Below are 24,263 nucleotides of genomic sequence, written 5' to 3'. Positions count from 1 at the left end.
GAAGTCGGAAGTCGAAACACGTTCAGGCTTTGCTGCCGCTGAACGCAAGCACGCAGCCGAGTCCGATCAGCATCCCGCCGCTCGCGCCGCGCATGGTGCTGAGTCGCTTCGGAGAGCCAGCAAACCACGCACGCGCGGTGCCCGCGACGAGCACCCAGACGCTGTCGGAGACGAGGGCGATGACAACAAAGACGACACCGAGCACGATCATCTGCATCGGCACGGCACCCGCGTGAAAGTCGACAAACTGGGGGAGCGCCGCTACGAAAAATACGATGCTCTTCGGGTTGCTCACTCCCACGACAAAGCCCTGCCAGAATAGCGTGCGCCTCGGTACGGCGCTGCGCACCACTCCGTGCTCGGGCTCCGCGCCGCCCCGTCGATGGCGGATCGCTTGCACGCCCAGGTAGACCAGGTAGGCGGCACCGGCGAGTTTGATGACGGTGAAGAGCACCACCGACTGCGCCACGATCGCACCCACGCCGAATGCGACGGCAAGTATCAACGGGAACTGTCCGAATGTGTTGCCGGCTACGGTAATCAGGCCGCCCGCGCGGCCGACGCTCAGTGTACGGGCCACCGCGAACAGCACACTGGGTCCGGGGATCACGACGAGGATCAGCGAGGCGATCGCAAATGCCAGAACGGCCTGAATGGTCGGCATTCGCACAGTCTAGGTGAACGCGAAACGCGGATGTCACAGTCAGTGGATACCCTGGAGCCATGAGTGATCAGCAGAACCCTCACGATCGCGAGCACGAGCTGTCAGAAACGGCGCGGATCGCGCGAGACCTCATCCGCTTCGACACGTCCAACCGAGGCGGCGGGGATGCCAATCCCGAGGCGGAGGCCGCAGCGTATGTCTCGGACTATCTTCGCGAGCTCGGGCTGGATCCGGTGACGATCGAGGCGGCACCCGGCCGCGCGAGCGTCGTCGCGCGCGTTGCGGGCAGCGATCCGACGCTCCCCGCACTGGTGCTGCACGGGCACCTTGACGTGGTGCCCGCCGATCCTGCGAACTGGTCGGTCGACCCCTTCGCGGGAATCGTGAAAGACGGCATGCTGTGGGGTCGCGGCGCGGTCGACATGAAAGATATGGACGCGATGATCCTGACTGCGATCGCCGAGTTGTTGCGCGCGGGGGAGCGGCCGCGCCGCGACACGATCCTGGGCTTCTTCGCCGACGAGGAAGACGGTGGCGCGTTCGGCGCGCACTACCTGGTCGCCAATCACCCCGAACTTTTCGAGGGGGCCGGCACCGCCATCAGCGAGGTCGGTGGCTACTCGATCGATCTGGCTGGCACTCGCGCGTACCTGATTCAAACGGGCGAAAAATCGCTCGACTGGATCAAGCTTCGGGCTCGCGGCACGGCGGCGCACGGCTCTCGGGTGTGGCACGACAACGCGGTGACACGTCTCGCCGAGGCAATCGCCGCGCTTGGCCGTCACGAGTGGCCGATCGCCCTCTGCGACACCACGCGCGAGTTGGTAGACGAGATCGCAAAGATCTTCGGTGAGGATCCGCACGAGGTCGACCCCGAGCAGTTGTTGCTGCGGGCTGGCAAGGGCGCGGGGTTCATTCAGGCGAGTTTGCGTACGACCACGAATCCGACGGTGTTGAGCGCGGGTTACAAGCACAACGTGATTCCCGATACCGCGGAGGCGCTCGTCGACGTGCGTACGTTCCCCGCAAGCCAGGCGGGCATTCTCGCCGAGGTGCAGGCGATTGTCGGCCCAGATATCGAGATCGAGACCGTGCACAGCGACATCGGACTCGAGGTTCCGTTTGCGGGTGAACTCATTGACGCGATGATCGCGAGCCTCGGTCGCCATGACCCTGAAGCCCGAGTGCTGCCATACCTCCTGTCGGGTGGCACCGATAACAAAGCGCTCAGCCTTCTGGGCATCACTGGCTATGGTTTCGCGCCGCTTCGCCTACCCGCTGACCTCGATTTCCCGGGAATGTTCCACGGAGTAGACGAGCGCGTACCGCTCGACGCTCTCGATTTCGGCCACGCGGTGCTGGTAGATCTCCTGCGAAGTTATTAAATACGTAGCGGAGCCATGCCGCGGTGCTCACACCACGGTATGGCTCCGCACGCGTTAGTCTTGTCGCTGGCCCGCGCAACGCACGGGCCCACGGAAGGGAAACATGGGGATCTTCGAGGCCATCCTGCTTGGCATCATTCAGGGGCTCACCGAGTTCTTACCGATCTCATCGAGTGCGCACCTGCGCATCGCGAGCGAACTCATGGGTATTGGTGACGCGGGAGCCGCGTTCACTGCAATCACTCAACTGGGTACCGAAGCGGCAGTCGTTGTGTTCTTCTGGCGCGACATTGTGCGCATCATTGGCCGTTGGTTCCGGTCGCTCACGGGTGCAGTTCCGCGCCGCGATCCTGATGCGCTGATGGGATGGTGGATCATCTTAGGATCAGTCCCCATCGTGATCTTGGGACTCCTCTTTGAAGACCTCATCGACACCACGCTCCGTTCCCTCTGGTTCGTCGCCATAGCGCTCATCGTGTTTGGCCTCCTGCTGGGGTTTGCCGACCGCTATGCCAAACAGGAGCGAGACCTCACACAGCTCGGGTGGAAGCACGGCCTGATTTTTGGGTTCGCACAAGCGCTCGCGCTGATCCCCGGGGTCTCACGTTCCGGCGGCACGATCACGGCCGGTCTCCTCATGGGCTATACGCGCGAGTCCGCCGCCCGCTACTCCTTCCTCCTGGCGATCCCCGCGGTCTTCGGCTCGGGCGGCTACAAGCTCATCAAGTCGATCGGTGACCCGGGTAGCGCAGCAGGCGTGCCCACCCTAATTGCCACGGTGATTGCCTTCGTCGTTGCACTTGTGGTCATCGGTGTGTTCATGCGCTACATCTCGCACGGCAGCTTCATGCCATTCGTGGTATACCGAGTTCTGCTCGGAATTGTCATCATCGTACTTCTGAGCACCGGGGTACTTTCCGCCGAGGGGGGCGTGGCAACGGCACAGACGATCGATGCCGCATCACCAATACTGAATGGGATTGCGCTGTGAGAACCTGGACCCCGCCCACCCTCCCCACGCTGCCTGGCCAGGGCTTCGCGCCGCGCCTGTTCAATGCGGCCACCGGTCGCTTCGAATACCCGGCGATCGAGGATCAGCGAGCGACGCTGTACGTTTGCGGTATCACGCCCTACGACGCGACACACCTTGGGCATGCTGCGACGTACCTCGCCTTCGACACGATGCAGCGTGCATGGCGCGATGCCGGTATCGACACCGAATACGCGCAAAACATCACCGACATCGACGATCCGCTGCTGGAGCGCGCGAACGCCACCGGGGTCGACTGGCGGGCGCTGGCCGAAGAGCAGATTGGCCTCTTCCGCAGCGATATGTTCCGCCTCGGCATGTTGCCGCCTCACCACTACGTCGCGGTGACCGAGAGGATCGACGAGATCGCTGATGCCGTGCACCGCCTCGTCGCGAGTGGACTGGCGTACCCCGTGCCCACTGAGGACGCGGTGGTCGGCGCGGGTCAAGACCTGTACTTCGATACCATTGCCGCCGAGCGAGAGACGCAGTGGCGCCTCGGCGATGTGGCGCCGATCGATCGTGAACTGATGATGCTCTTGAGTTCGGAGCGCGGGGGAGACCCGGATCGGGCAGGCAAGCGCGATCCACTCGACCCGCTGTTGTGGCGAGCCGCTCGTGATGGCGAACCGAGCTGGGAGACTGTGCTCGGGTCAGGCAGACCGGGGTGGCACATCGAGTGCGCTGTCATCGCGACCGGCGCGCTCGGCAATGCTTTTACGGTGCAGGGCGGTGGGGGCGACCTCGCGTTCCCGCATCACGAATTTACTGCGGCCCACGCCACGGCTCTCTCGGGCACACCGTTGGCACACGCGTACTGCCACGCTGGCCTGATCTCGTATCACGGCCACAAGATGTCGAAGTCACGCGGGAATCTCGTGTTGGTCTCGAAATTGCTTGCCGGTGGGGCAGATCCCTCCGCGATCCGACTGGGGCTCCTGTCGCACCACTACCGGTCTGAGTGGGAGTGGTTTGACTCCGACCTTGAGGTGGCGACGAGACGGCTTGAGGCCTGGCGGGAAGGACTCGAACGCGAAGCGGCTGAGCCGGTCAACGCGGTCGCGACCTTGCTGCAGCTTCGTCAGGCGCTCGCCAACGATCTCGACACGCCAGTGATGCTCGCAACGCTCGATGCTGCACTTGATCAAGGGGTGGATGATCCGGACCTGATCGCCGATGCGGTGCTCGCCTTGCTCGGTGTGCACTTGCGCGATACAGAATTGGCCTAGCGCGAAGCAACTGGAGCCAAGAGCGGGCGACCGAAACGGGGCCTACGGGGTGGAGAGCGGTCCGGGCTCGGCGTTCGGGTTTTCATCGGGATCGATGTTGAGGTACTTCTCAAACTCGTGAGCAATGGCCTCGCCAGTGGCCTCAGGTGCGTTCGTTGCGTCACGAGCCTCTTCGAGCGAACGAATGTAGCGCGCCATGTCGTCGTCTCCAGCGGCAATGCGGTTGATGTTTGCTTCCCACGCGGTAGCCTCGCTGAGCATGTCACCTCGTGGGATGACGACATCGAGCAGCTCCTCCAACTTGTCGAGAATTGCGAGCGCTGCCTTGGGCGAGGGCGCGGTGTGCACATAGTGCGGCACTTGCGCCCAGAGGCAGAGCACGGGAACTGCGGCCTCGGTCAGCGCGATGTCGAGCAGTGTGGAGATACCCACGGCTCCCTCGTAGTCGCTCCGCGCCGCGCCGGTGGTGGCCCTCAGTTCGGCGTTTTCGCTCGTGAGTGTGACCGCGATCGGGCGAGAGTGCGGAGCATCGGAAAACAGCGATCCAACGAGGATGACCATATCGATCGCCCATGAGTCGACGACGTCGATAATCTCCTCGGCGAATGCGGTCCAGTCACGCGCGGGCTCGACACCTGCGAGGAGAAAGAGATCCTGCACCCGAGTGCCATCGATGCGGTGCACGGTTTCGGCGCTTGGTTCAGAGGTGGATCCGGGCCGTTGCACGGTGCCGTAGAGTCGAGTTTCGGGCCACTCGATTACGCGGTGGCCGGAGTCAGTGAAGCTCACCTTCGGTCGATGCACCTGGTAGTCAACGAACCCGTCTGCCCCGATCGCATGGAGCATCTCGGCATTGATCAGTTCGCCGAGGTGTTGCAACACGGTCGTCGCCGCCGAGCCAGCGTCGCTCCAGCCTTCGAACGCGGCGATGAGCACCCGCGGGTGTGTGGGGGAATCTGCAGCTTGAGGCACGCACCCAGGATAGTCGCCTCGGATCGGTAGACTCGTTGCAATGACTGAGCAGAATCTCGCAGCCGTACTCTGGGACATGGACGGCACCCTCATCGATTCCGAGCCGCTCTGGCTCGAGGCCGAGTTGGCGATCCTCGATCGCTACGGAATTCCCATGACCCCAGAACTCCGCGATTCCCTCATCGGTTCGGGCCTCTGGGACGCAGCGGAGTCGTTTCGCAAGCTGGGAGTGCCCCTGAGCGCCGACGAAATCGTCGCCGAATGGGCGGCGCATGTGGGCACCGGCCTCAGCAGCACCGAGCCCGCCTGGCGTCCCGGCGCGGTCGAACTCCTTGCCTCCCTCGCCGATGCGGGGATTCCCTGCGCGCTGGTCACTATGTCAGTGCGCACGCTCGCCGAGCAGGTGGTGCGTCTGCTTCCGGCGGGCACCTTCTCGGCGGTTGTCGCGGGTGATGAGGTGGATCACGCGAAGCCTCACCCCGAGCCGTACCTTCGGGGCGCCGAGGCGCTGGGTGTGCCGATCGAGCGGTGCATTGCCCTCGAAGATTCGCCAACCGGCCTGCGGTCGGCAGCAGCGTCAGGCGCGGTCGCAATTGGGCTTCCCAATCTGGTGAGCCTGCGCGGCTCGAGCGCTCACGCGCTCTGGTCAACGCTGCACGCCACGGATGCTCAGATTTTGCGGAGCCAGTTTGCGGCGCTGCGCGGCGGCGATCCACAAGTTCAAGAATCAGTCTGCGATCCGATGGGAGCCCGAGCGTGAGCGAGAGAGCAAGTGACGTTGGGGCTGTGGGCGACGAACCCGTGCTGAGGCCATCGCCGAGTGGCCCTCTGGGCTACGGGGACCGGGTGCAGCTCACTGGGCCAAAGGGTCGGCTCAACACCGTCACGCTAGTACCCGGCGGCGAGTTTCACAGCCACCGAGGCATGATCGCACACGCAGACCTCGTGGGTCTGCACGATGGTTCGGTAGTGGCCAATAGCAGCGGCGAGGAATACCTCGCGTTGCGGCCACTGCTGAGTGACTTCGTGATGTCGATGCCACGTGGTGCGGCAATCGTGTACCCGAAAGATGCTGCGCAGATCCTGTCGCTCGCAGACATCTTCCCCGGAGCGCGCGTGGTGGAGGCCGGTGTTGGGTCTGGTGCGCTGTCGCTGCATCTGTTGCGCGCGATTGGCGGCGAAGGAGAACTGCTCTCGTTCGAGCGACGCGAAGAGTTCGCCGAGATCGCGCGCGCGAACGCGGCCGCATTCTCGGGCACCCTTCCCGAGAATTGGTCGGTGACGGTGGGCGACCTGCAGGAAGCCCTGCCCGCGGCGTGCGCCCCCGCTACGGTCGATCGTGTGGTGCTGGACATGCTTGCGCCATGGGAATGCGTTGGTGTGGCCGCCGATGCGTTGAAACCGGGCGGAGTGATCATCTGCTACGTGGCGACCGTGACGCAACTCTCACGCGTGGCCGAAGAATTACGCCGTCACGGGGGCTTCACGCACCCGCAGGCCAACGAAACCATGGTGCGAGGGTGGCATGTTGAAGGCCTCGCCGTGCGTCCGGATCATCGAATGGTCGCGCACACCGGCTTCCTCATTACGGCACGGCGCTTGGCACCGGGGGCGATTCTGCCGCAGCTCAAGCGCCGAGCGTCGAAGGGTGACTTCACCGCAGAAGACGTCGCGGCCTGGACCCCGGATTTGAACGACGAAGCGGCAGGTGAGTGGACGCCCGAGTCGATCGGTCAGTGGAGCAAGAGCGACAAAGTACTGCGGAAGAAGGTGCGCGTTGCGCAGCAACTCGCGCGCGAACGCGGTGCCGACGAGCCCGAGAACTGATCCGCCCCATCACATCTTCCCAACACCCGCCTGCACTAGAATCGGGTGGTTGCCAGGTTTCACCGAGAGGTTTTCATGCGTCGTCGAGTTCTCCCCGTCACTGCTATTGCGACGCTGGCGTTCGCCGGGTTGACAGGTTGCACCGTCTCAACGACGGGCGCTGAGTCGTGTGTCGCACCCCTGAGCCCGGGGGCACTCAGTGAGAGTGTTTCGGTGGGCAATCTAAGCGGCGGCGACCCAGACGTCTCGATTGATTCGGGGGCCAAGATCGTGAACGCCCAACGCTCGATAGTGAAAGAGGCAGCTGATCGCGATGTCGTCGCGGCAGAGGGCACGATTGTGTCAGCAAATCTGGCGTACTTCGACTCGGTTTCCGGTGACATGCTCGAGGCAAGCCCGACATTTGGGTCTGGCACCGCTGGCGAGTTGTTCCTGGCATCGGCCGAGGGTGGGCCGGTGTTGCAGGGGGTGCTGTGCTCGGCTCCGGGCGACCTCGTGGCGATCGCACTGCCGGCAGATCTCAGCACCGGTGCCGTATCGACCCCGGGTGCCTCTCTCGTCGTCATCGCCGAGATTGTTGACGTTGCGCCCGGCTCGGCCTCGGGCGCGCTCACCCCGCTGCCCTCGGGCTTTCCGGCAGTTGTGACCGACGACGCTGGCAGAGTGGGCCTGGTGCTGCCTCCGCAGGCCGCGCCAGCCGAAACGAAGACCGCGGTGCGCATCATGGGTGACGGCCCGGAGGTGCAGGCCGACAGCATGATTATTGGCAACGTGTTGACCGTGGGCTGGGACGGTCAGCAGCTCAAGAACACGTGGGAGTCGAGCCCGGAGAACCTCGGCTCCGAAGAGCAGATCGAGCAGTCGGGCGCTACGTTCCGGACAGCACTCACCGGGTTCCCCGTGGGTTCGCAGGTCGTGGTCATCGAGCCCGGCGACGGAAGCCCCCGCGTCAGCGTCATCGATATTCTCGCAATCGCATAGGCGACATCACCGTGGCTGGGCCCAGCACGCATCGCTCGATCCCCGCTGAGGAACGGGTGTTCAGCCTCGTCCTCGCGCTGGTGGCGAGCCCACAGGGGCTCACGAAGCGCGAGCTTCTCTCGAGCGTTCACGGCTACTCAGATCGATATCGCGTAGGCGAGACCGATCGGGCGCTCGAACGGCAGTTTGAACGCGACAAAGACCAGGTGCGCGCACTTGGCATCCCCATTGAGACTGTTGATTCGCCTGAGGAATCGGGAAATCTGCAACATTCCCGCTACAGAATTTCAAAGGACCTGTTGCAGTTCCCCTCCGACGCGCGCTTTACTGCTGCTGAGCTCAGCGTGCTGAGGCTCGCGTCGCTGGCCTGGGCGGAGGGCAGTCTCAGCGCGGAATCGAGACGCGCTGCGATGAAACTGGAATCGCTGGGCGCGGGTCTCGACGTCGCCTCACTCGGAATCGCCCCGCACCTCGGAATTCCCGATCCCGCGGCTCCCGCACTACAACGCGCCATCGATGAGCGCAGTGTGACAACCTTCTGGTATCAGCTGCCAGATCGCGATGCTCCGGCGGAGAGACGGGTTGCACCCCTTCGCCTGCATCGGGCGGAAGGACGCTGGCACCTGATCGCCTGGGATCTTGAGCGTGATGCCGGCCGCGTGTTTCTGCTCTCGCGCATTGTGGGAGAAGCGAAGCTTTACTCAGAAACGTTCGATGCTGCCCTGAGCGATCGTGTGGAGGGCATGCTTGACGACCTCCTCGCCCTGCGGGAACGGCAGCTCGCACGGCTCGTGGTACGTCGGGGCTCCATCGCCGAGTCGCGTTTGGCTGCGCGCGCGGTGACGCACCCGATTTCAGCGGACGCTGCACCGGAGGAGGCCGCTCAGGTCGGTGAGCTCCCTGTCGGGTATCGACATCTCACGGTGACGACGCTCGACCTCACCGCCCTTGCAAGCGAACTTGCGGGTTACGGTGATGAGGTGGTCGGTGTGGATCCACCCGCGTTGCGTGAGGCGGTGATAGGCCTGCTCGCCGAGGTGCGGCGACAGCATGAGGTTCCTGTTTCCGACGACGATGGAGGAACTCGATGAGCAGGAGCCTGACCACACCCGATCGCGTGGTGCTACTGCTCGCACTCGTGCCCTACTTGGTCGAACGTGGCCCGACGCCCCTCGCCGATCTCGCTGAGGCCTTCGCCGTCGATGCACGGGTGCTGCGTCAGCTCATCCCGTTTCTGGGCATGGCAGGAATCCCCGGCGAGACGAACACCTATCAAGACCAAGACCTCTTCGACATCGACTGGGACGCGTTCGAGGAACACGAGGTGGTGACCCTCACCCGTGTCATCGCGGTCGACGACACCCCGCGGTTCTCGGCCGTCGAGGCCGCGGCGTTGCTGGCCGGCCTGCACGCGCTGCTCCCCATGCTGCCCGAGCGGGAACGTCGTCACGTGGCATCGGCCGCGGCGAAGCTCGCCGGTGGAATGAACGATCACCAGCAGCTCTCGCTGTCGGTAACGACCGAACCAGAGCATCCTGTTCTCGCGGAGATCTCGGCTGCCATCACCGCGGGGAGGCAGCTGCGTTTCGACTATCGAGACGTGCATGGCCGAGCGACCACGAGACGCGTCGAGCCGCTCGTGCTCGGCCAGGCGAATGGCGACTGGTACCTGCGCGCGCACTGCCTCGATCGAGAGGCCGAGCGCACGTTCGCAGTGGATCGCATCCGAGTGCCTCGGATGCTGCCTGAGGCCGCACGGGCGAGGCCGCAGGGGCGCGTGTCGCTTCCGGCGCTCGACCCGGTGCGTGAGGGGGTCACCGCTCGGCTCCGATTCAGGGTCGGTGTTCTGCATCGACTCGCCGGATTCGTGCCACGGGTGCTGGGGGAACCGGTCGATGGTTGGGTGCGTGCCGAGATCGACCTCGCACATCCCGCGGTCGCGGTGCGCGTGGTGCAGGTCGCCCCGGGTGAGATTGTTTTTGAGACTCCAGCCGAGGCACGCGAGGCGGTGCTCCAGTGGAGCGCTCGTGCACTCGCACCCCACGACGCGTGACTCAGCATTCCGGCAGTAAGCTGGCCTAGTGGCAGTGACAGCACGGCGGCGAAAGAACCCCGATGGCAAGATGAGCCTGGGCGCCCACCTCATCGAATTGCGGAACCGTCTGTTCATCGCTGCCATCGCGATCGGGGTCGCTCTGATAGCGGGCTGGTTTCTCTCCGACTGGGTGTGGACGGTCCTTCGGCAGCCGATCCTTGAGCTCGAGGTTGAAGGGCGCACCGCCCTCATTCAGTACACCGACGTGACGAGTGGCTTCGATACGAAGGTGCAAATCTCGCTCTTCATCGCGGTTCTGCTTGCCTCGCCCGTGTGGCTGTACCAGATCTGGGCATTCCTCGTGCCGGGCCTCACTCGGCGTGAAAAGGGTGTCGCCATTGGGTTTCTCGGCACCGCGGTGCCGCTGTTCCTCCTCGGCGTCTACGCCGGCTGGAGCGTGCTGCCGAATATCGTGCGCATCATGGCTATGTTCCAGCCAGAGGAGGATGCCTTCCAGATCGCTGCACGAAGTTACTTGGATTTCACGATCAAGCTGCTCCTCGCCGTCGGCGTGGGCTTCGTGATGCCGGTCTTCCTGGTGCTGCTGAACTTCATCGGAATTCTCAGCGGAAAATCGATCCTCAAGAGTTGGCGCGTCGCGATACTCTGCATCATCCTGTTTGCCGGCATCGCGACACCCGCAGCGGATCTGATGAGCATGTTCCTGCTTGCGGCGCCAATTATCCTGTTGTACTTCGCGGCGGCAGGGATCGCGATCCTGCACGATAAGCGAGTGGAAAAGAAGCAGGCAAAAGAACTCGCCGAGTACGGCATCGACCCCGTGTCGGAAGCAGAGTGACCGCAATGGAGAACTCGAACGAACCGGCCGAGCCAGCTGGGCCGTCCGTGCCGTCCGAGCCAGCAGGGCCGTCCGGTGCCCGGCAATATCCGGCGCTTGAGGGCTTCGCCGCTCGGCTGAAGTTCCCGCTCGACGCGTTCCAGCGCACCGCCTGTGAGCGGCTGGAGGCCGGCCGCAGCGTGTTGGTGGCTGCGCCCACGGGATCCGGCAAGACCACCGTCGCTGAATTCGCAGTGGCCCTCGCGCGGCGAGAACGCGACGCGCGAATCTTCTACACGGCTCCCATCAAGGCGCTCTCAAATCAGAAGTTTCGCGAACTGTGCGCCGAGTACGGTGACGAAGAGGTGGGACTGCTGACGGGTGACGTCAACATTCGCGGGCACGCCCCGATTGTCGTGATGACCACCGAAGTGCTGCGCAATATGATCTACGCCGAGAGCGACGCGCTAGACGATCTTGCCTTTGTCGTGCTCGACGAGGTGCACTACCTGGGCGACAAATACCGGGGGGCGGTGTGGGAGGAGATCATCCTGCACCTTCCCCAGTCGGTGCGGTTGGTATCCCTGTCCGCCACGGTCTCCAACGCCGAAGAATTCGGCGACTGGATGCACGCAGTGCGCGGAGACACCGATGTGATTCTCAGCGAGCATCGGCCCGTCCCGCTCTATCAGCACGTTCTCACCGCGAAGGCCCTGCTGCCGCTCTACGTCGATGGCGACGGCGAGTTGGTCGAGCGTGGCAGACTCAATCCGGAGCTGCGGGCGCTCGATCGCGGAAGTCGTGGTCAATCGTCCCGCGATCGCAGCGCTGGTTCGCGAGACCGCGCCTCGGAAAGATATCGCAGCTCGCAAGGTCGTTCGCGGGGGAGGGCCCCGGTGCGCCGCACGAAACGCATCACCCGGGCCGACATCGCGCGTGCCCTCGATGAGATGCAACTCACCCCCGCGATCGTGTTTATTTTCAGTAGGAACGGCTGCGACCAGGCAGTGCGGCAGTGTTTGTTCGAAGGGATCCGACTCACCACGCGCGAGGAGCGAGACGAGATCCGCCGTGTCATCGATCGAGAGATCGCAGGAATCGATCCCGAAGACCTGCGTGTACTGGGCGTGAGCGAGTGGATCGCGGGCCTCGAGCGGGGGCTCGCCGCGCATCACGCCGGCATGTTGCCGCAGTTCAAAGCAGTCGTCGAGCAGCTGTTTCAGCGACGCCTCGTCAAGGTGGTGTTTGCCACCGAGACGCTCGCACTCGGCATCAACATGCCAGCGCGCTCGGTGGTGATCGAGAAGCTCGATAAGTTTAACGGCGAGGAGCGGGTACCGCTCACCTCCGGGGAGTACACGCAGTTGACAGGCCGTGCAGGTCGGCGCGGCATCGACCACGAGGGTCACGCAATCGTGGTCTGGAACGAGGGGGCCGACCTTGAGGCGATCGCCCACCTCGCCTCTGCACGCTTGTTTCCGGTGCGGTCGAGTTTTCGGCCCACCCCGAACATGGCCGCGAACCTGCTGCAGCGCATGGATCTGACATTGGCGCGCGAGACCCTCGAACTCTCCTTCGCGCAGTTCCAGGCCGATCGTGCGGTGGTGGATCACGCTCGGGAACTCCGGGCCGAGCAGGAGTCTCTGGCCGGGTATCAAGCCGCCGCCCAGCGGGCGAAGGGGTCTGACAAGAAGCGCTGGGAAGACCGCGAGCGCAAACTTCGCCGCAAGATTGAGCGCGGGCGCCGTCAGATCGCGAGCCGCACGGGAACGATTGCGCGAACATTCGATCGTGTCGTCGACACGCTGACCGATCTCGACTACCTGCAGCACCTCGGAGGGGGACAGGTTGAGGTGGGCGAGTGGGGGCTGCTTCTGTGCCGCATTTACGGCGATCGCGACCTGCTCGTTGCCGAGTGCCTGAGGCGCGATGCCTGGCACGGGATCGATGCCGCCGGTCTCGCCGCACTCGCCTGCGCGCTAACGTACGAACCGCGCCGCGACGACGAGGCCGAGGGCCGCCTCCCGGGAGGCCCCTTCCGGCACGCGTTTGATCGGACGCTCGACCTGTGGGCCCAGCTTGACGATCTGGCCGAACGCAACAGGTTGCCACAGGTGGATGCTCCGCACCCCGGGCTCGCCTCGGCGATGCACGGTTGGGCGAGCGGCTGGACGCTCAGCCGCACACTGGAACACGCCGTGATCGGCGCGGGCGACTTCGTACGCTGGTCGAAGCAAACAATCGATTTGCTCGACCAGATCGCGCAAGCGGCAGAGCACGCCGAGGTCGACATCGACCGCCTCGGCGCACTGGGGGCCGTCGCTCGAGAGGCCAAACGCAAGGTTCGCCGCGGCATCGTCTTGACCTCAAGTAGCTCGTGAATACCGTACGCACCCTGAAATGGTGGATCGCGCTGCCCGCCGCGTTGCTCGGCGGGCTAGCGCTTGACGCGGCCACCCCGTGGCTGAACTGGTGGCCGGCCGGGCTCGTCGGTGCTGCGCTCGTCATCGCGTCCGTGTGGCAGCAGCGCTCGCTCGCCGGATTGCTACTCGGTGCGGTCGCCGGTGCGGCATTTTGGGGCCCACACATCTCGTGGCTGACGCTCTACCTCGGTCCGATTCCCTGGCTCGCGCTCTGCTTCGTCATGGTCTCGTGGTTCGCGCTGTTCGGACTCGTCGCTGCGACAGTCACCCGGGGGCTGTCGCAGGTGCGGATGTCGCGGCTCACCCGAGTCGCCACGCAGTCCCTCACCGTCGCAGGGCTCTGGGTGCTGCGTGAGCAGCTGCAGTCGACGGTGCCATATGGAGGCTTTGCCTGGGGTCGTCTCGCACACACACAGGCGGAAGGACCGTTTTCCGAGCTGGTTTCGTGGGTGGGGTTCGCCGCACTTTCGGGACTGATCGCCCTGATGTGTGCGCTCCCCGTTGCCACTGCCTTTGCCTGGAGGGGCAGTGCGAGAAACGCACCCGGAAGCCGCGCGTGGGCGGGTGCCTTAGCGGGTGTTCTCGCACTGATCGCACTGGCCCTCGTGTCGCCTTTTCAGCTCGAAGAAACGGGCACTCTGCGCGTGGCCGCCGTGCAGGGCAATTCGAAATCAGGGATTTTCGACGACAGAGAATCGGGAGACGTGCTGCGCGATCACCTCGCGGCCACAGAGGCTGTGCTCGACGACCTTGAGGCCGCAGGTGAAAGAGTCGACGTGATCGTCTGGCCTGAGAACAGCGCAGAATTCGATCTCCCCGGCAACCCATACGGCAGCTATGCGGTGCAGCGCCTTGCGAAGCGTGCAGGAGCACCGATCGTCGTGGGCACGATCCTGAAAGATCCGGACGGCACGTACACTAACAGCACCCTGGTGTTTGACGGCAACGGCAGCACGAGCGAACGGTATGACAAGCGGCGCCCCGTGCCGTTTGCCGAATACATGCCGGACCGCGCGTTTTATAGGTCTCTCGTGCCCGAACTGATAGACCTGGTGCAGCTCGACTATGCGTTTGGTACCCGGCCCGCGGTGCTTCCCATTGAGGGCGCGTCTGGTCCCTTCGAAGCGGGCATCGCCATCTGCTTCGACATCATCTTCGACGATCACGCGGCCGCACTGGTGGGCGACGGCGCGGAAGTCATCTTCGCCCAGACGAACAACGCCGACTTTGGGCGCACCGATGAAAGCGCGCAACAGTTACAAATCGCCAGATTGCGTGCGATCGAGACTGGGCGTGCGCTCGTCAACATTTCGACCGTGGGCACGAGTGCGGTCGTCATGCCAGACGGAAGCGACCGCGCGAGCCTCGAACCCTTTACCGCCGATGCCATGGTCACCGACGTACCCCTCGTGCGTGGAGAGACTCCGGCGCTACGCCTGGGCGCATTCTTGGCCGGGATATGGATCACGATCGCTGTCGGCGGGTCACTGCTGAGTGTTTGGGGAGCAAACGTGACACGAATCGTTGGCAACAGCCGAAAAGCGGGGAGCCGACGACGCTAACCTCGGTCTCCTGAGCGCCTGGCGCGTAGGAGTTTCAACCGTTCTTCAAGCAGCTCTTCAAGCTCCTCTCGGGTTCGGCGTTCGAGGAGCATATCCCAGTGCGTGCGCTGGTGCTTTTCCTTATCTTCAAACTCCGAGCGTGCCGTACGCCCGGCCTCATCGTCGAGAAAGCCGACCTCGCCCGTTCGCTGATCAACCCACTCCGCGGGCACCTCGGCATCGGCATCGAACATGACGGTGAATCGATTGCCTTGATCGGTGAGGTACTCCACCCGTCGCCGGGGTGAGAACTCCACTCCCTCTTCTGCCTGCAGGCTCGTCGCCCCAATCCGGGCTCCGCGCAGTGTTCGCTCAGCCATGGGAACCTCCTCGCCTCGCGAGCCACGCTGAGTGGCGCAGCGCCGCGATCCACCGGTCTTTCCTTGACTGCAGCGTAGCGCTCTGGGCGCGGCAGCGTAACCCCCTGCCGGAGGGGGTGCGAGAAGTGCTGCGACATCGTAATATGCAGCCCGGTACGCTGATGGAGACATCTGTCACTTTTTTCAAAGGAGCCTCAGTGACCCAGCCGCTTGCCGCAAACAGTCTTACGGGTGCACGTGCGCTCGTCACCGGATCTTCGCGAGGGATCGGCGCGGACACCGTGCGGTACTTTGCCGAGGCCGGGGCCGATGTTGTGGTGAACTTTCGAAACAAGGCCCCGCGGGCAGAGAAGCTGGGTGCACAACTGCGCGAACTCGGCGTGCGAGTGTTGGTGCAGGGTGCAGACCTGACCGATCAAGCCTCGCTTTCCGCCATGATGGGGGCCGTCGAAGAGGAATTTGGCGGTCTCGATATCCTGGTTCTGAACGCCTCCGGCGGGATGGAAAGCGGCATGGCTGAGGACTACGCGTTGCAGCTCAACCGTGATGCTCAGCTGGCCGTGCTCGACGCGGCGCTTCCGCTACTCGCACCCGGATCGCGCGTGGTGTTTGTCACGAGCCACCAGGCGCACTTCATCCGGACCACACCGACGATGCCCGAGTACGAGCCCGTCGCCCTCTCAAAGCGGGCTGGCGAGGATGCTCTGCGGGAGCGGATCCCGGAACTGGCCAAACGAGGGATTGAGTTCGTCGTAGTGTCGGGCGACATGATCGAGGGAACGGTCACCGCGACGCTACTCGAGCGTGCGAATCCGGGTGCGATCGAGCAGCGCCGAGAATCGGCGGGCAAGCTCTACAACGTTTCCGAGTTCGCTGCCGAGATAGCCCGGGCCGCGGTCGAGCCCATTCCCGAGGATCACACCCGGTTGGTGGGCGATACCTCGGGTTTCAATTCGTAATCGCGCGTGTTACAGCCACGTTTCGGGCGCTTCGCCTGTGCGGCGTAGCTCTGCAACGGCCGAAGATTCTTCGGCTGGTTCGGCAATGATGGGAAACCCGTGAATTAAAAGTGGGGTTCAATTCGTTCTGCCGAAGAAACCAGTGTTAATCTCGAAACTCCGAGCCACCGTGCTTCGTCGTGACAATGGGGTCACGGCGATACCTTTTCGCACGAGGTGAGACCGACCGGGCCGCCGACGTCCCACTGATCGAGAGGACGTCGATGAGCGTGACGCAAGCGACCCCATGCCCCACAGCCGGAGTACGACCCACACGTGGGTCCTTCCCCGCGGCAGAGGGGCTATACGATCCAGCAGAGGAGAAGGACGCCTGCGGACTCGCGTCGGTGGTGTCGCTCAGCGGCGAAGCCAGCCATGAGATCATCGAACTGGCACTTACCGCCCTCGAGAACCTCGAGCACCGTGGCGCGGTGGGATCAGACGCAGGTACCGGCGATGGTGCCGGGATTCTGTGCGCTATGCCCGATGCCTTCTTCCGTCGCGTGCTCGCAGAGGGCGCGCCTGAGATTGTCCTTCCGCAGGCTGGGCAATACGCGACCGGCCTAGCGTTTCTCCCGCAGGAATCCGCAGAACGGCGAGCTGTGCGCTACCGAATCGGAGCCATCGCCGCTGAGGAGGGCTTGGCGATTGTGGCCTGGCGCCCAGTTGCGGTGCGACCGGAGGTGTTGGGCGAGTCGGCCAGAGATGTCGCCCCGGTCATCGAACAGCCCTTCCTCGTCGCTAGCGACGGGCAGGCCGCCGACGAACTCCAGATCGAACGACGCGCGTTCCGCACCCGCAAGCGCATCGAGCGCGAAACCGGCGTGTACCTGCCCTCGCTGTCTGCGCGCACCATCGTCTACAAGGGCATGGTCACCACACTGCAGCTCCCCGGCTTCTACCCAGAACTCTCTGCAAGCGATTTCGCCGCCAGGTTCGCCATCGTGCACTCTCGGTACTCGACCAACACGTTCCCATCCTGGCACCTTGCGCAGCCGCTGCGACTCGTCGCGCACAACGGTGAAATCAACACGGTACGAGGCAACCGCAACTGGATGCGTGCACGCGAGGATCAACTCGAAAGCGACGTTCTCGGCGACCTTCGCCCTCTCCGGCCGATCTGCTCCGAAGGCGGAAGCGACTCCGCGAGCTTCGACGAGGTGCTCGAGTTGCTCGTCATGGCCGGCCGAAGCCTCCCGCACGCCCTCGCGATGATGGTTCCGGAGGCCTGGGAATCCGAGGATGGCCTCACACCCGAACTGCGGGACTTTCTTGAGTATCACTCACTGGTGATGGAGCCGTGGGACGGCCCCGCAGCAATGATCGCCACCGATGGCACCGAGCTGGTAGCTCTGCTCGATCGCAACGGGCTCCGGCCCGGTCGTTTCCAGGTCACCAAGAGCGGGCTTCTGGTGATCGCCAGCGAGACCGGTGTGCTTGAGTTTACGCCCGACCAGGTGGTGCGTCGCGGGCGCCTGCAACCAGGCCGCATGCTCGCGGTAGATCTTGCCACGGGCACGATCCGCGAGGATCACGAGGTGAAGAGCGCACTCGCGGCCGCGGCCCCCTGGGGTCAGTGGCTGAACGAGGGCCGGATCCACCTGAGCGATCTGCCCGAGCGGGAGCACCTCGTGCACCCACCGGCCTCGATCGTGCGCCGCCAGCGCACGTTTGGGTACACGGAGGAGGAGCTTCGCCTGCTGCTCACGCCGATGGCACGCGAGGGCGCGGAGCCGATTGCGGCCATGGGTACCGACACGCCGATCGCCGTGCTTTCGGAGCGACCACGACTGGTCTTCGACTACTTCGTGCAACAGTTCGCGCAGGTCACAAACCCGCCGCTCGACGCGCTTCGTGAAGAACTCGTGACGAGCCTGTGGACCGGGATCGGGCCACAGGCCAACCTACTCACGCAGTCAGCCGAGCACGCCAGACAGGTGATTCTGAACTTCCCCGTCATCGACAATGACGCGCTCGCGCGCATCATGCACTTCGGTGACGATCCTGAGCGCGAGCGCACCGTGACCGTGCGCGGCCTGTACCCGGTTGATGGCGGTGCCCCGGCACTTGCGTTACGTCTGGAGGCGATGTGCCGTGAGGCAAGCGCCGCGATTGACGCTGGTGCCGAGTTCCTCATCTTGAGTGACCGCGACAGTAACAAGGATCAGGCGCCCGTGCCGTCCCTGTTGGCGGTCTCGGCGGTGCACCACCATCTCATTCGCGAGGGCAAACGGATGCGTGTGGCACTCATCGCAGAGGCCGGAGATGTACGTGAGGTGCATCACGTCGCCGCGCTGATTGGATACGGTGCGGCCGCGGTTAACCCGTACTTGGCGATGGAAACCGTCGAGGGTTTGGTGCGCTCCGGCGAGCTCGAGGGCATCGAACCCACTGAGGCGGTGGCTCACCTCATCAAGGCGCTCGGTAAGGGCATGCTGAAGGTGATGAGCAAGATGGGCATTTCGACCGTCGCCTCCTACTGCGGTGCGCAGACGTTTGAGGCCATCGGGCTCGCGAAAGACGTTGTGGATCGCTACTTCACCGGAACGGCTTCGAAGCTCGGCGGAGTCGGGCTCGATGTCATCGCCGCAGAGGTCGCGGCCCGCCATCGTCGCGCCTATCCCGATGACCCTGCCGCGCTCGCACACCGCCGACTCGAGACCGGTGGCGAGTATCGCTGGCGTCGCGGCGAGGAACCGCACCTCTTTGACCCCGAAACGATCTACAAACTGCAGCACGCGACGCGCACGGCACGCCGCGACATCTTTACCGAGTACACCTCGCGGGTCAACGAGCAGCAGGAGCGGCTGATGACGCTGCGCGGTCTGTTCAAGTTCTCGCCGCAGCGACCCGCGGTTCCGCTCGATGAGGTCGAACCCATCGAATCGATCATGCGGCGATTCGCGACCGGGGCCATGAGCTACGGCTCCATCTCGCAGGAGGCGCACCAGGTTCTCGCGATCGCGATGAACCGCATCGGCGGTAAGTCGAACACCGGCGAGGGCGGTGAAGACGAGGAGCGGCTGCTCGACCCCGAGCGCCGCAGCTCGATTAAGCAGGTTGCGTCGGGCCGCTTTGGCGTGACGAGCATGTACCTCACGAACGCCGACGAGATCCAGATCAAGTTGGCACAGGGAGCGAAGCCGGGGGAGGGCGGTCAGCTTCCACCCCAAAAGATGTACCCGTGGATCGCGAGCACGCGCCACGCGACCCCGGGTGTTGGTCTTATCTCGCCGCCCCCGCACCACGACATCTACTCGATCGAGGATCTCAAGCAGCTCATTTTCGACCTGAAGCGCGCAAATCCTCGCGCCCGCATCAGCACCAAGCTCGTGAGCCAGAGTGGCATCGGCCCAGTTGCAGCCGGGGTCGCAAAGGCACTCAGCGATGTTGTGCTCATCTCGGGTCACGACGGCGGCACGGGTGCGAGCCCGATGAACTCGCTCAAGCACGCAGGATCGCCGTGGGAGCTGGGGATCGCGGAGGCGCAGCAGACGCTCATGCTGAATGGGCTGCGCGATCGCGTCGTCCTGCAGGTCGACGGGCAGTTGAAGACCGGCCGCGATGTCGTGATCGCAGCCCTGCTCGGTGCCGAGGAGTTCGGCTTCGCGACCGCTCCGCTCGTGGTTTCCGGGTGCATCATGATGCGCGTCTGTCATCTCGACACCTGCCCGGTGGGTGTCGCGACACAGAATCCCGAGTTGCGTGCCCGATTTACCGGACAGGCCGAGCACGTCGTGAACTTCTTCCGCTTCATCGCCGAGGAAGTGCGAGAGCTCCTTGCCGAGCTCGGCTACCGCAACCTCGAGGAGGCGGTGGGAGATACCGCATCTCTCGATATCGACGAGGCGCTGCGACACTGGAAGGCAGAGGGTCTTGACCTTTCGCCGATCCTGAGCGGCCCCAAGATGGCAGCCGATCAACCGCGCAGGCATGCACGCGAGCAAGATCACGGGCTCGAAGAGCACTTCGACCACCGACTTATCGCCGCGTCGCAGGCTGCACTGGATCGACGCGATTCCGTTGTGATCGACCTTCCCATCCGGAATGTCGACCGCGCGGTCGGAACAATGCTCGGGCACGAGGTGACGAAGCGATTCGGCTCGGCGGGGCTCGCGCCTGGCACGATCGATGTCATGCTCACGGGCTCCGCCGGACAGTCTCTCGGGGCATTCCTCCCGCCTGGCATCACGCTCCGCCTGATCGGCGATGCGAACGACTACGTGGGCAAGGGACTCTCGGGAGGCGAGATCACGGTCCGCCCGCACGCCGACGCGGGTCACCCCGCCGCTGGCAACGTGATCGCCGGAAACGTAATCGGGTATGGCGCGACCAGTGGTTCACTGTGGATCGCGGGCGTAGTCGGTGAGCGCTTTCTCGTGCGCGGCTCAGGTGCGACCGCGGTTGTGGAGGGTACTGGAGACCACGCGCTTGAGTATTTCACCGGAGGCTTTGCGCTGATCCTTGGTCCGACCGGGCGCAATATCGGAGCAGGGATGTCTGGCGGTGAAGCCGTGCTACTTGACCTTGATCCGCTCCACGTCAACTCAGCGGAGTTGGCTTCTGGATCGCTCCTGCTCCAGCCGTTCTCTGAGCTCGACGGTTCCGCTGGCAATGATCTGCGCGCCTCTGTCTCTGCGCTCCTGCAGCGCCACGTGGAACAAACGGGATCCGAGCTCGCCGCAGATCTTCTGCAGCAACTCGCGCGCGATCCACAGTCAACGTTCGCTCGTTTCACCCGGTTGATTCCGCGCGACTATGCCCGAGTGCTCGAGATCCGCGAGCGTGCACGCGACGAAGGTATTGACCCCGACGGCGACCGGGCTTGGTCGCAGATTCTGGAGGCAACCCGTGGCTGATCCGCGTGGTTTTCTGAAGGTTCGTGAGCGCGAACTGGCACCCAAGCGTCCCGTCGCGCTGCGCTTGCAGGATTGGCGGGAGGTGGTGGATCCCGCCGATCCGACCCTCGTGGCGAGGCAGGCCTCGCGCTGCATGGACTGCGGGGTGGCCTTCTGTCATCAGGGGTGCCCGCTCGGCAACCTAATCCCGGAATGGAACGACCTGGTGTGGCGCGGTCGCGAGCAGGAGGCGCTTGAACGCCTGCACGCCACCAATAATTTCCCGGAGTTCACCGGTCGCGCATGCCCGGCCCCCTGTGAGTCGTCCTGTGTGCTGGGCATCAATCAGCCGGCGGTGACCATCAAACAGGTCGAAAACAGCATCATCGATCAGGGTTTTGCGAATGGCTGGGTGCTCCCGGTACCCCCCGAACGCCTCACCGGCAAGACCGTCGCAGTTGTCGGATCCGGGCCCGCGGGGCTCGCGGCCGCGCAGCAGCTCACCCGTGCGGGTCACACGGTCGCGGTGTACGAACGCGACGAGCAGCCCGGCGGCTTGCTACGTTTCGGCATTCCCGACTTTAAGCTCGAGAAGACGCTGGTTGAGCGGCGCATCGCGCAGCTCAAAGCTGAAGGTACGCGCTTCCGCACCGGCATCGAAGTGGGTCGCGATTTAAGCTGGGGCGAGCTCCGACGGCGTTACGACGCTGTTGTTGTCGCAACAGGATCAACCGTTCCTCGGGAGCTCGATATTCCGGGCCGCGACCTGGTGGGTGTGATGCCCGCGATGCCCTACCTCTCTGCATCGAACCGCGTCGTCGCCGGAAGCCTCGCCGAGACGCCCTTTGACGCTGCGGGTAAACACGTGATCGTGATCGGTGGGGGAGATACTGGGGCCGACTGCGTGGGAACCGCAAACCGCCAGGGGGCCGCGTCCGTGACGAATCTGGCGATCGGACGGAAGCCCAGCCAGACGCGCACGGAGTCGCAGCCATGGCCAGTGCACCCGACCCTGTTTGAGGTGACGAGCTCACACGAGGAGGGTGGAGAGCGTCGGTACTTGGCATCGACGGTGGAATTCCTCGGAGACGCACGGGGCAACGTGCACGGACTCCGTGTCGCCGAGACGGGTATCACCGAGCGCGGCCGCGAGCCGATTCCTGGCACCGAGCGCGTGCTGGAGGCCGACCTCGTGCTGATCGCCATGGGGTTCAGCGGCCCTGAGCACATTGACGATGCTGGGTTCCCACTCGGGCGTTCCGCCCGCGGGGCGTTTGCTCGCGAACGGGACTATTCCACCGAGCTTCCTGGGGTGTTCGTCGCGGGGGACGCGGGACGAGGGCAGTCGCTCATCGTGTGGGCGATCGCCGAGGGGCGAGCGGCTGCTGCGGCGGTCGATGCGTACCTCATGGGCTCGACGGTGCTCCCGTCCCCGCTTTTGGCGACCGACCACGCCTTCGCCTAGAGGCCGCAACCTCCGGTCACGACTCACCGGTGCCGCATCGTCAGCGGTCAACCGTCGCGCACTCAGTACGCTGGGTGAGTGGATTCAGAATGCATTGACCGGCTCCGGGAAGATCTCACTGCTGCAGGGTACAGACTCAGTGCAATTAGAGACCTCATTGGTGAGGAATCGGATGCTGCCCGCGTGCGGGGGGTGTTCGCCCCCGCACGGAGATCATTGGCCGCACGCAGCGCGGATCCACTTGCCACACTGACCCGCCTCTTCCTCCTCGGCGACATCGTCGAGGAGGACTCGCTCGCAACAGCGCTTCCGCGTCTCGGGATCACCGGCGCCCACACGCTGGGCCTGGTGAAGTTTGCTCCGGGGGGCCTGTGTGCGGCGATTTCGCTCAACCCTGTCGAGATTGCTGATCCGCGCGTCCCCGTTCCAGGTCATTGGTGGATCCTCTCAGACCTTGACGATGCGCTCCGTCTCGGCCCCGCTCAACCCGATCACGTCATGGGTGTGGGGGGCGCGACGCGCACCCTCATTGCACAGGCACCCCCCGCAGATGTCCGCAGATCCCTCGAAATAGGCACGGGGTGCGGTGTTGTCGCGCTGCATCTCGCGCTTCGCGGCCCGGTAGTGGCGACAGATATCTCGGCGCGGGCACTCAGGTTTGCGTGCGCCAATGCGCGGCTCAACGGTGTGACGGGCATCGAGTTTCGGCAGGGTGATTTGTTCGCACCGGTCGCGGGTGAAGAATTCGATCTCATTCTTTCGAATCCACCATTTGTCGTGACCCCGCGCAAGTCGGATGCGCAGCGCTACGAGTATCGAGATGCCGGGCTCGTCGGCGACGAACTTGCGGAACGGGTTGTGCGTCGGGCTCCCGAGCATCTGTGTCACGGGGGCACGCTCCTGTGCCTCGCGAACTGGGAGAGCCCCTGGGGTCAGGATGGCCTGAATCGGGTGACCGAGTGGATCTCCGAGGCCGATCGTGCACTGGGATCTGGCTCGCGCATCGCTGGCTGGGTGATTGAGCGCGACCGGATCTCTCCCGTGCGCTACGCAGAAACGTGGTCCAGAGACGGCGGAGCCAGGCCGGGCGACCCGGAGTTCGAACGAATGATGACGTCGTGGCTCGACGACTTCTCGGAGCGACGAGTGGTTGCGCTCGGACTCGGTTCGATCAGGTTGAGGAGGATTTCGGCCGGCGACGATTCCTCTGTGCCGTCTCCTGCAGCCCCGCTCGTGCACGTCGAACGAGCGGCGGGCACTTTCTCCGAGGCTGCGGGCGAACACCTCGCCGCGACGTTCGATATGGCCTTGACCGCCGTTCACCTCAGTGATGCCGAAGTGCTTGCCGAGCGGTGGGTACGCTCTCCCGGCGTCGTTGAACACCGTCAGCATGTGCCGGGCGAGGAGGCTCCCTACGCGATCGCTTTGGAGGCTTCAGCAGGCATATCCCGCCGGGTGACCGCCGATCCGCTGCTTGCGGCCGCAGTCGGGGCGTGTGATGGCGAGTTGTCCCTGGGGCAAATCGCAGACGCGCTGGCCACCCTGCTGGAGGTCGACGCTGGGGCTGCTGCGGAGGCACTCGTCGCGGGGGTGCGCGAGCTCGTGTGGATGGGGATGCTCGGTCTGGGCACCGCATCGCGAGCGGTAGACTGAGGCC

18 protein-coding genes are annotated in these 24,263 nt (G+C 64.4%); 15 read left to right on the top strand and 3 right to left on the bottom strand.

Annotation, left to right across the window (positions count from 1 at the left end; translation table 11 throughout):
• Nucleotides 1-22: 22 nt before the first annotated feature.
• A complete protein-coding gene (locus ACR0R4_RS11005; RefSeq protein WP_433647483.1) occupies nt 23-664 on the bottom strand; it encodes a LysE family translocator in 642 nt (213 codons plus the stop codon).
• 59 nt (nt 665-723) lie between these two features.
• Between ACR0R4_RS11005 and ACR0R4_RS11000 the strand changes: the two genes are divergently transcribed.
• From ACR0R4_RS11000 to mshC, 3 genes are all read left to right on the top strand, one after another.
• The gene (locus ACR0R4_RS11000) at nt 724-2,049 is read left to right on the top strand and encodes a M20/M25/M40 family metallo-hydrolase (RefSeq protein WP_433647481.1); all 1,326 of its coding nucleotides are present in this window, start codon (nt 724-726) and stop codon (nt 2,047-2,049) included.
• Between the two features lie 103 nt (nt 2,050-2,152).
• Nucleotides 2,153-3,040: an undecaprenyl-diphosphate phosphatase gene (locus tag ACR0R4_RS10995; protein ID WP_433647479.1), complete on the top strand. Its 888-nt coding sequence runs from the start codon at nt 2,153-2,155 to the stop codon at nt 3,038-3,040.
• Complete coding sequence (mshC, locus tag ACR0R4_RS10990; protein ID WP_433647477.1) at nt 3,037-4,308, top strand: cysteine--1-D-myo-inosityl 2-amino-2-deoxy-alpha-D-glucopyranoside ligase; 1,272 nt, start codon at nt 3,037-3,039, stop codon at nt 4,306-4,308. The genes ACR0R4_RS10995 and mshC overlap by 4 nt, the downstream gene beginning before the upstream one ends.
• A gap of 42 nt (nt 4,309-4,350) precedes the next feature.
• Here the strand turns inward: mshC and ACR0R4_RS10985 are convergent, their stop codons facing one another.
• Nucleotides 4,351-5,280, bottom strand: a complete 930-nt coding sequence (locus tag ACR0R4_RS10985) for a PAC2 family protein (RefSeq protein WP_433647475.1) — start codon at nt 5,278-5,280, stop codon at nt 4,351-4,353.
• A gap of 40 nt (nt 5,281-5,320) precedes the next feature.
• On the opposite strand from ACR0R4_RS10985, the gene ACR0R4_RS10980 reads away from it, so the two are divergent.
• The 8 genes from ACR0R4_RS10980 (at nt 5,321) to lnt (ending at nt 14,946) form a co-directional block, all read left to right on the top strand.
• Nucleotides 5,321-6,040 carry an HAD family hydrolase gene (locus ACR0R4_RS10980; protein ID WP_433647473.1) on the top strand — a complete coding sequence of 240 codons (720 nt, stop codon included), beginning with the start codon at nt 5,321-5,323 and terminating at the stop codon, nt 6,038-6,040.
• A gap of 26 nt (nt 6,041-6,066) precedes the next feature.
• Nucleotides 6,067-7,107: a tRNA (adenine-N1)-methyltransferase gene (locus tag ACR0R4_RS10975; protein ID WP_433647548.1), complete on the top strand. Its 1,041-nt coding sequence runs from the start codon at nt 6,067-6,069 to the stop codon at nt 7,105-7,107.
• Nucleotides 7,108-7,320: 213 nt separating this feature from the next.
• Complete coding sequence (locus tag ACR0R4_RS10970) at nt 7,321-8,088, top strand: peptidylprolyl isomerase (RefSeq protein WP_433647471.1); 768 nt, start codon at nt 7,321-7,323, stop codon at nt 8,086-8,088.
• Nucleotides 8,089-8,099: 11 nt separating this feature from the next.
• Nucleotides 8,100-9,179, top strand: coding sequence for a helix-turn-helix transcriptional regulator (locus tag ACR0R4_RS10965; protein ID WP_433647469.1), 1,080 nt, complete (start codon nt 8,100-8,102; stop codon nt 9,177-9,179).
• Nucleotides 9,176-10,141 carry a helix-turn-helix transcriptional regulator gene (locus tag ACR0R4_RS10960; protein WP_433647467.1) on the top strand — a complete coding sequence of 322 codons (966 nt, stop codon included), beginning with the start codon at nt 9,176-9,178 and terminating at the stop codon, nt 10,139-10,141. The genes ACR0R4_RS10965 and ACR0R4_RS10960 overlap by 4 nt, the downstream gene beginning before the upstream one ends.
• A 70-nt stretch (nt 10,142-10,211) precedes the next feature.
• On the top strand, nt 10,212-10,982 hold the full coding sequence (gene tatC / locus ACR0R4_RS10955) for a twin-arginine translocase subunit TatC (RefSeq protein WP_433647547.1): 771 nt from the start codon (nt 10,212-10,214) through the stop codon (nt 10,980-10,982).
• Nucleotides 10,983-10,987: 5 nt separating this feature from the next.
• Nucleotides 10,988-13,342, top strand: a complete 2,355-nt coding sequence (locus ACR0R4_RS10950) for a DEAD/DEAH box helicase (protein ID WP_433647465.1) — start codon at nt 10,988-10,990, stop codon at nt 13,340-13,342.
• Nucleotides 13,339-14,946 carry an apolipoprotein N-acyltransferase gene (gene lnt / locus ACR0R4_RS10945; RefSeq protein WP_433647463.1) on the top strand — a complete coding sequence of 536 codons (1,608 nt, stop codon included), beginning with the start codon at nt 13,339-13,341 and terminating at the stop codon, nt 14,944-14,946. The genes ACR0R4_RS10950 and lnt overlap by 4 nt, the downstream gene beginning before the upstream one ends.
• Here lnt and ACR0R4_RS10940 read toward each other — a convergent pair.
• On the bottom strand, nt 14,943-15,305 hold the full coding sequence (locus ACR0R4_RS10940; RefSeq protein ID WP_433647461.1) for an RNA polymerase-binding protein RbpA: 363 nt from the start codon (nt 15,303-15,305) through the stop codon (nt 14,943-14,945). The genes lnt and ACR0R4_RS10940 overlap by 4 nt on opposite strands.
• Before the next feature lie 197 nt (nt 15,306-15,502).
• Between ACR0R4_RS10940 and ACR0R4_RS10935 the strand changes: the two genes are divergently transcribed.
• The 4 genes from ACR0R4_RS10935 (at nt 15,503) to ACR0R4_RS10920 (ending at nt 24,259) form a co-directional block, all read left to right on the top strand.
• Nucleotides 15,503-16,264: an SDR family oxidoreductase gene (locus ACR0R4_RS10935; RefSeq protein ID WP_433647459.1), complete on the top strand. Its 762-nt coding sequence runs from the start codon at nt 15,503-15,505 to the stop codon at nt 16,262-16,264.
• A 263-nt stretch (nt 16,265-16,527) separates the two neighbouring features.
• Nucleotides 16,528-21,162, top strand: coding sequence for a glutamate synthase large subunit (gene gltB, locus ACR0R4_RS10930; protein WP_433647457.1), 4,635 nt, complete (start codon nt 16,528-16,530; stop codon nt 21,160-21,162).
• Nucleotides 21,155-22,606, top strand: a complete 1,452-nt coding sequence (locus ACR0R4_RS10925; protein ID WP_433647455.1) for a glutamate synthase subunit beta — start codon at nt 21,155-21,157, stop codon at nt 22,604-22,606. The genes gltB and ACR0R4_RS10925 overlap by 8 nt, the downstream gene beginning before the upstream one ends.
• A gap of 78 nt (nt 22,607-22,684) precedes the next feature.
• Complete coding sequence (locus tag ACR0R4_RS10920) at nt 22,685-24,259, top strand: class I SAM-dependent methyltransferase (protein WP_433647453.1); 1,575 nt, start codon at nt 22,685-22,687, stop codon at nt 24,257-24,259.
• Nucleotides 24,260-24,263 lie beyond the last annotated feature (4 nt).

The sequence above is a fragment of the Leucobacter fengyongliangi genome (assembly GCF_050971685.1).
GTDB lineage: Bacteria > Actinomycetota > Actinomycetes > Actinomycetales > Microbacteriaceae > Leucobacter.
Note: the sequence above shows the minus strand (reverse complement) of the source record. Positions and strands in the feature narration are given on the sequence as shown.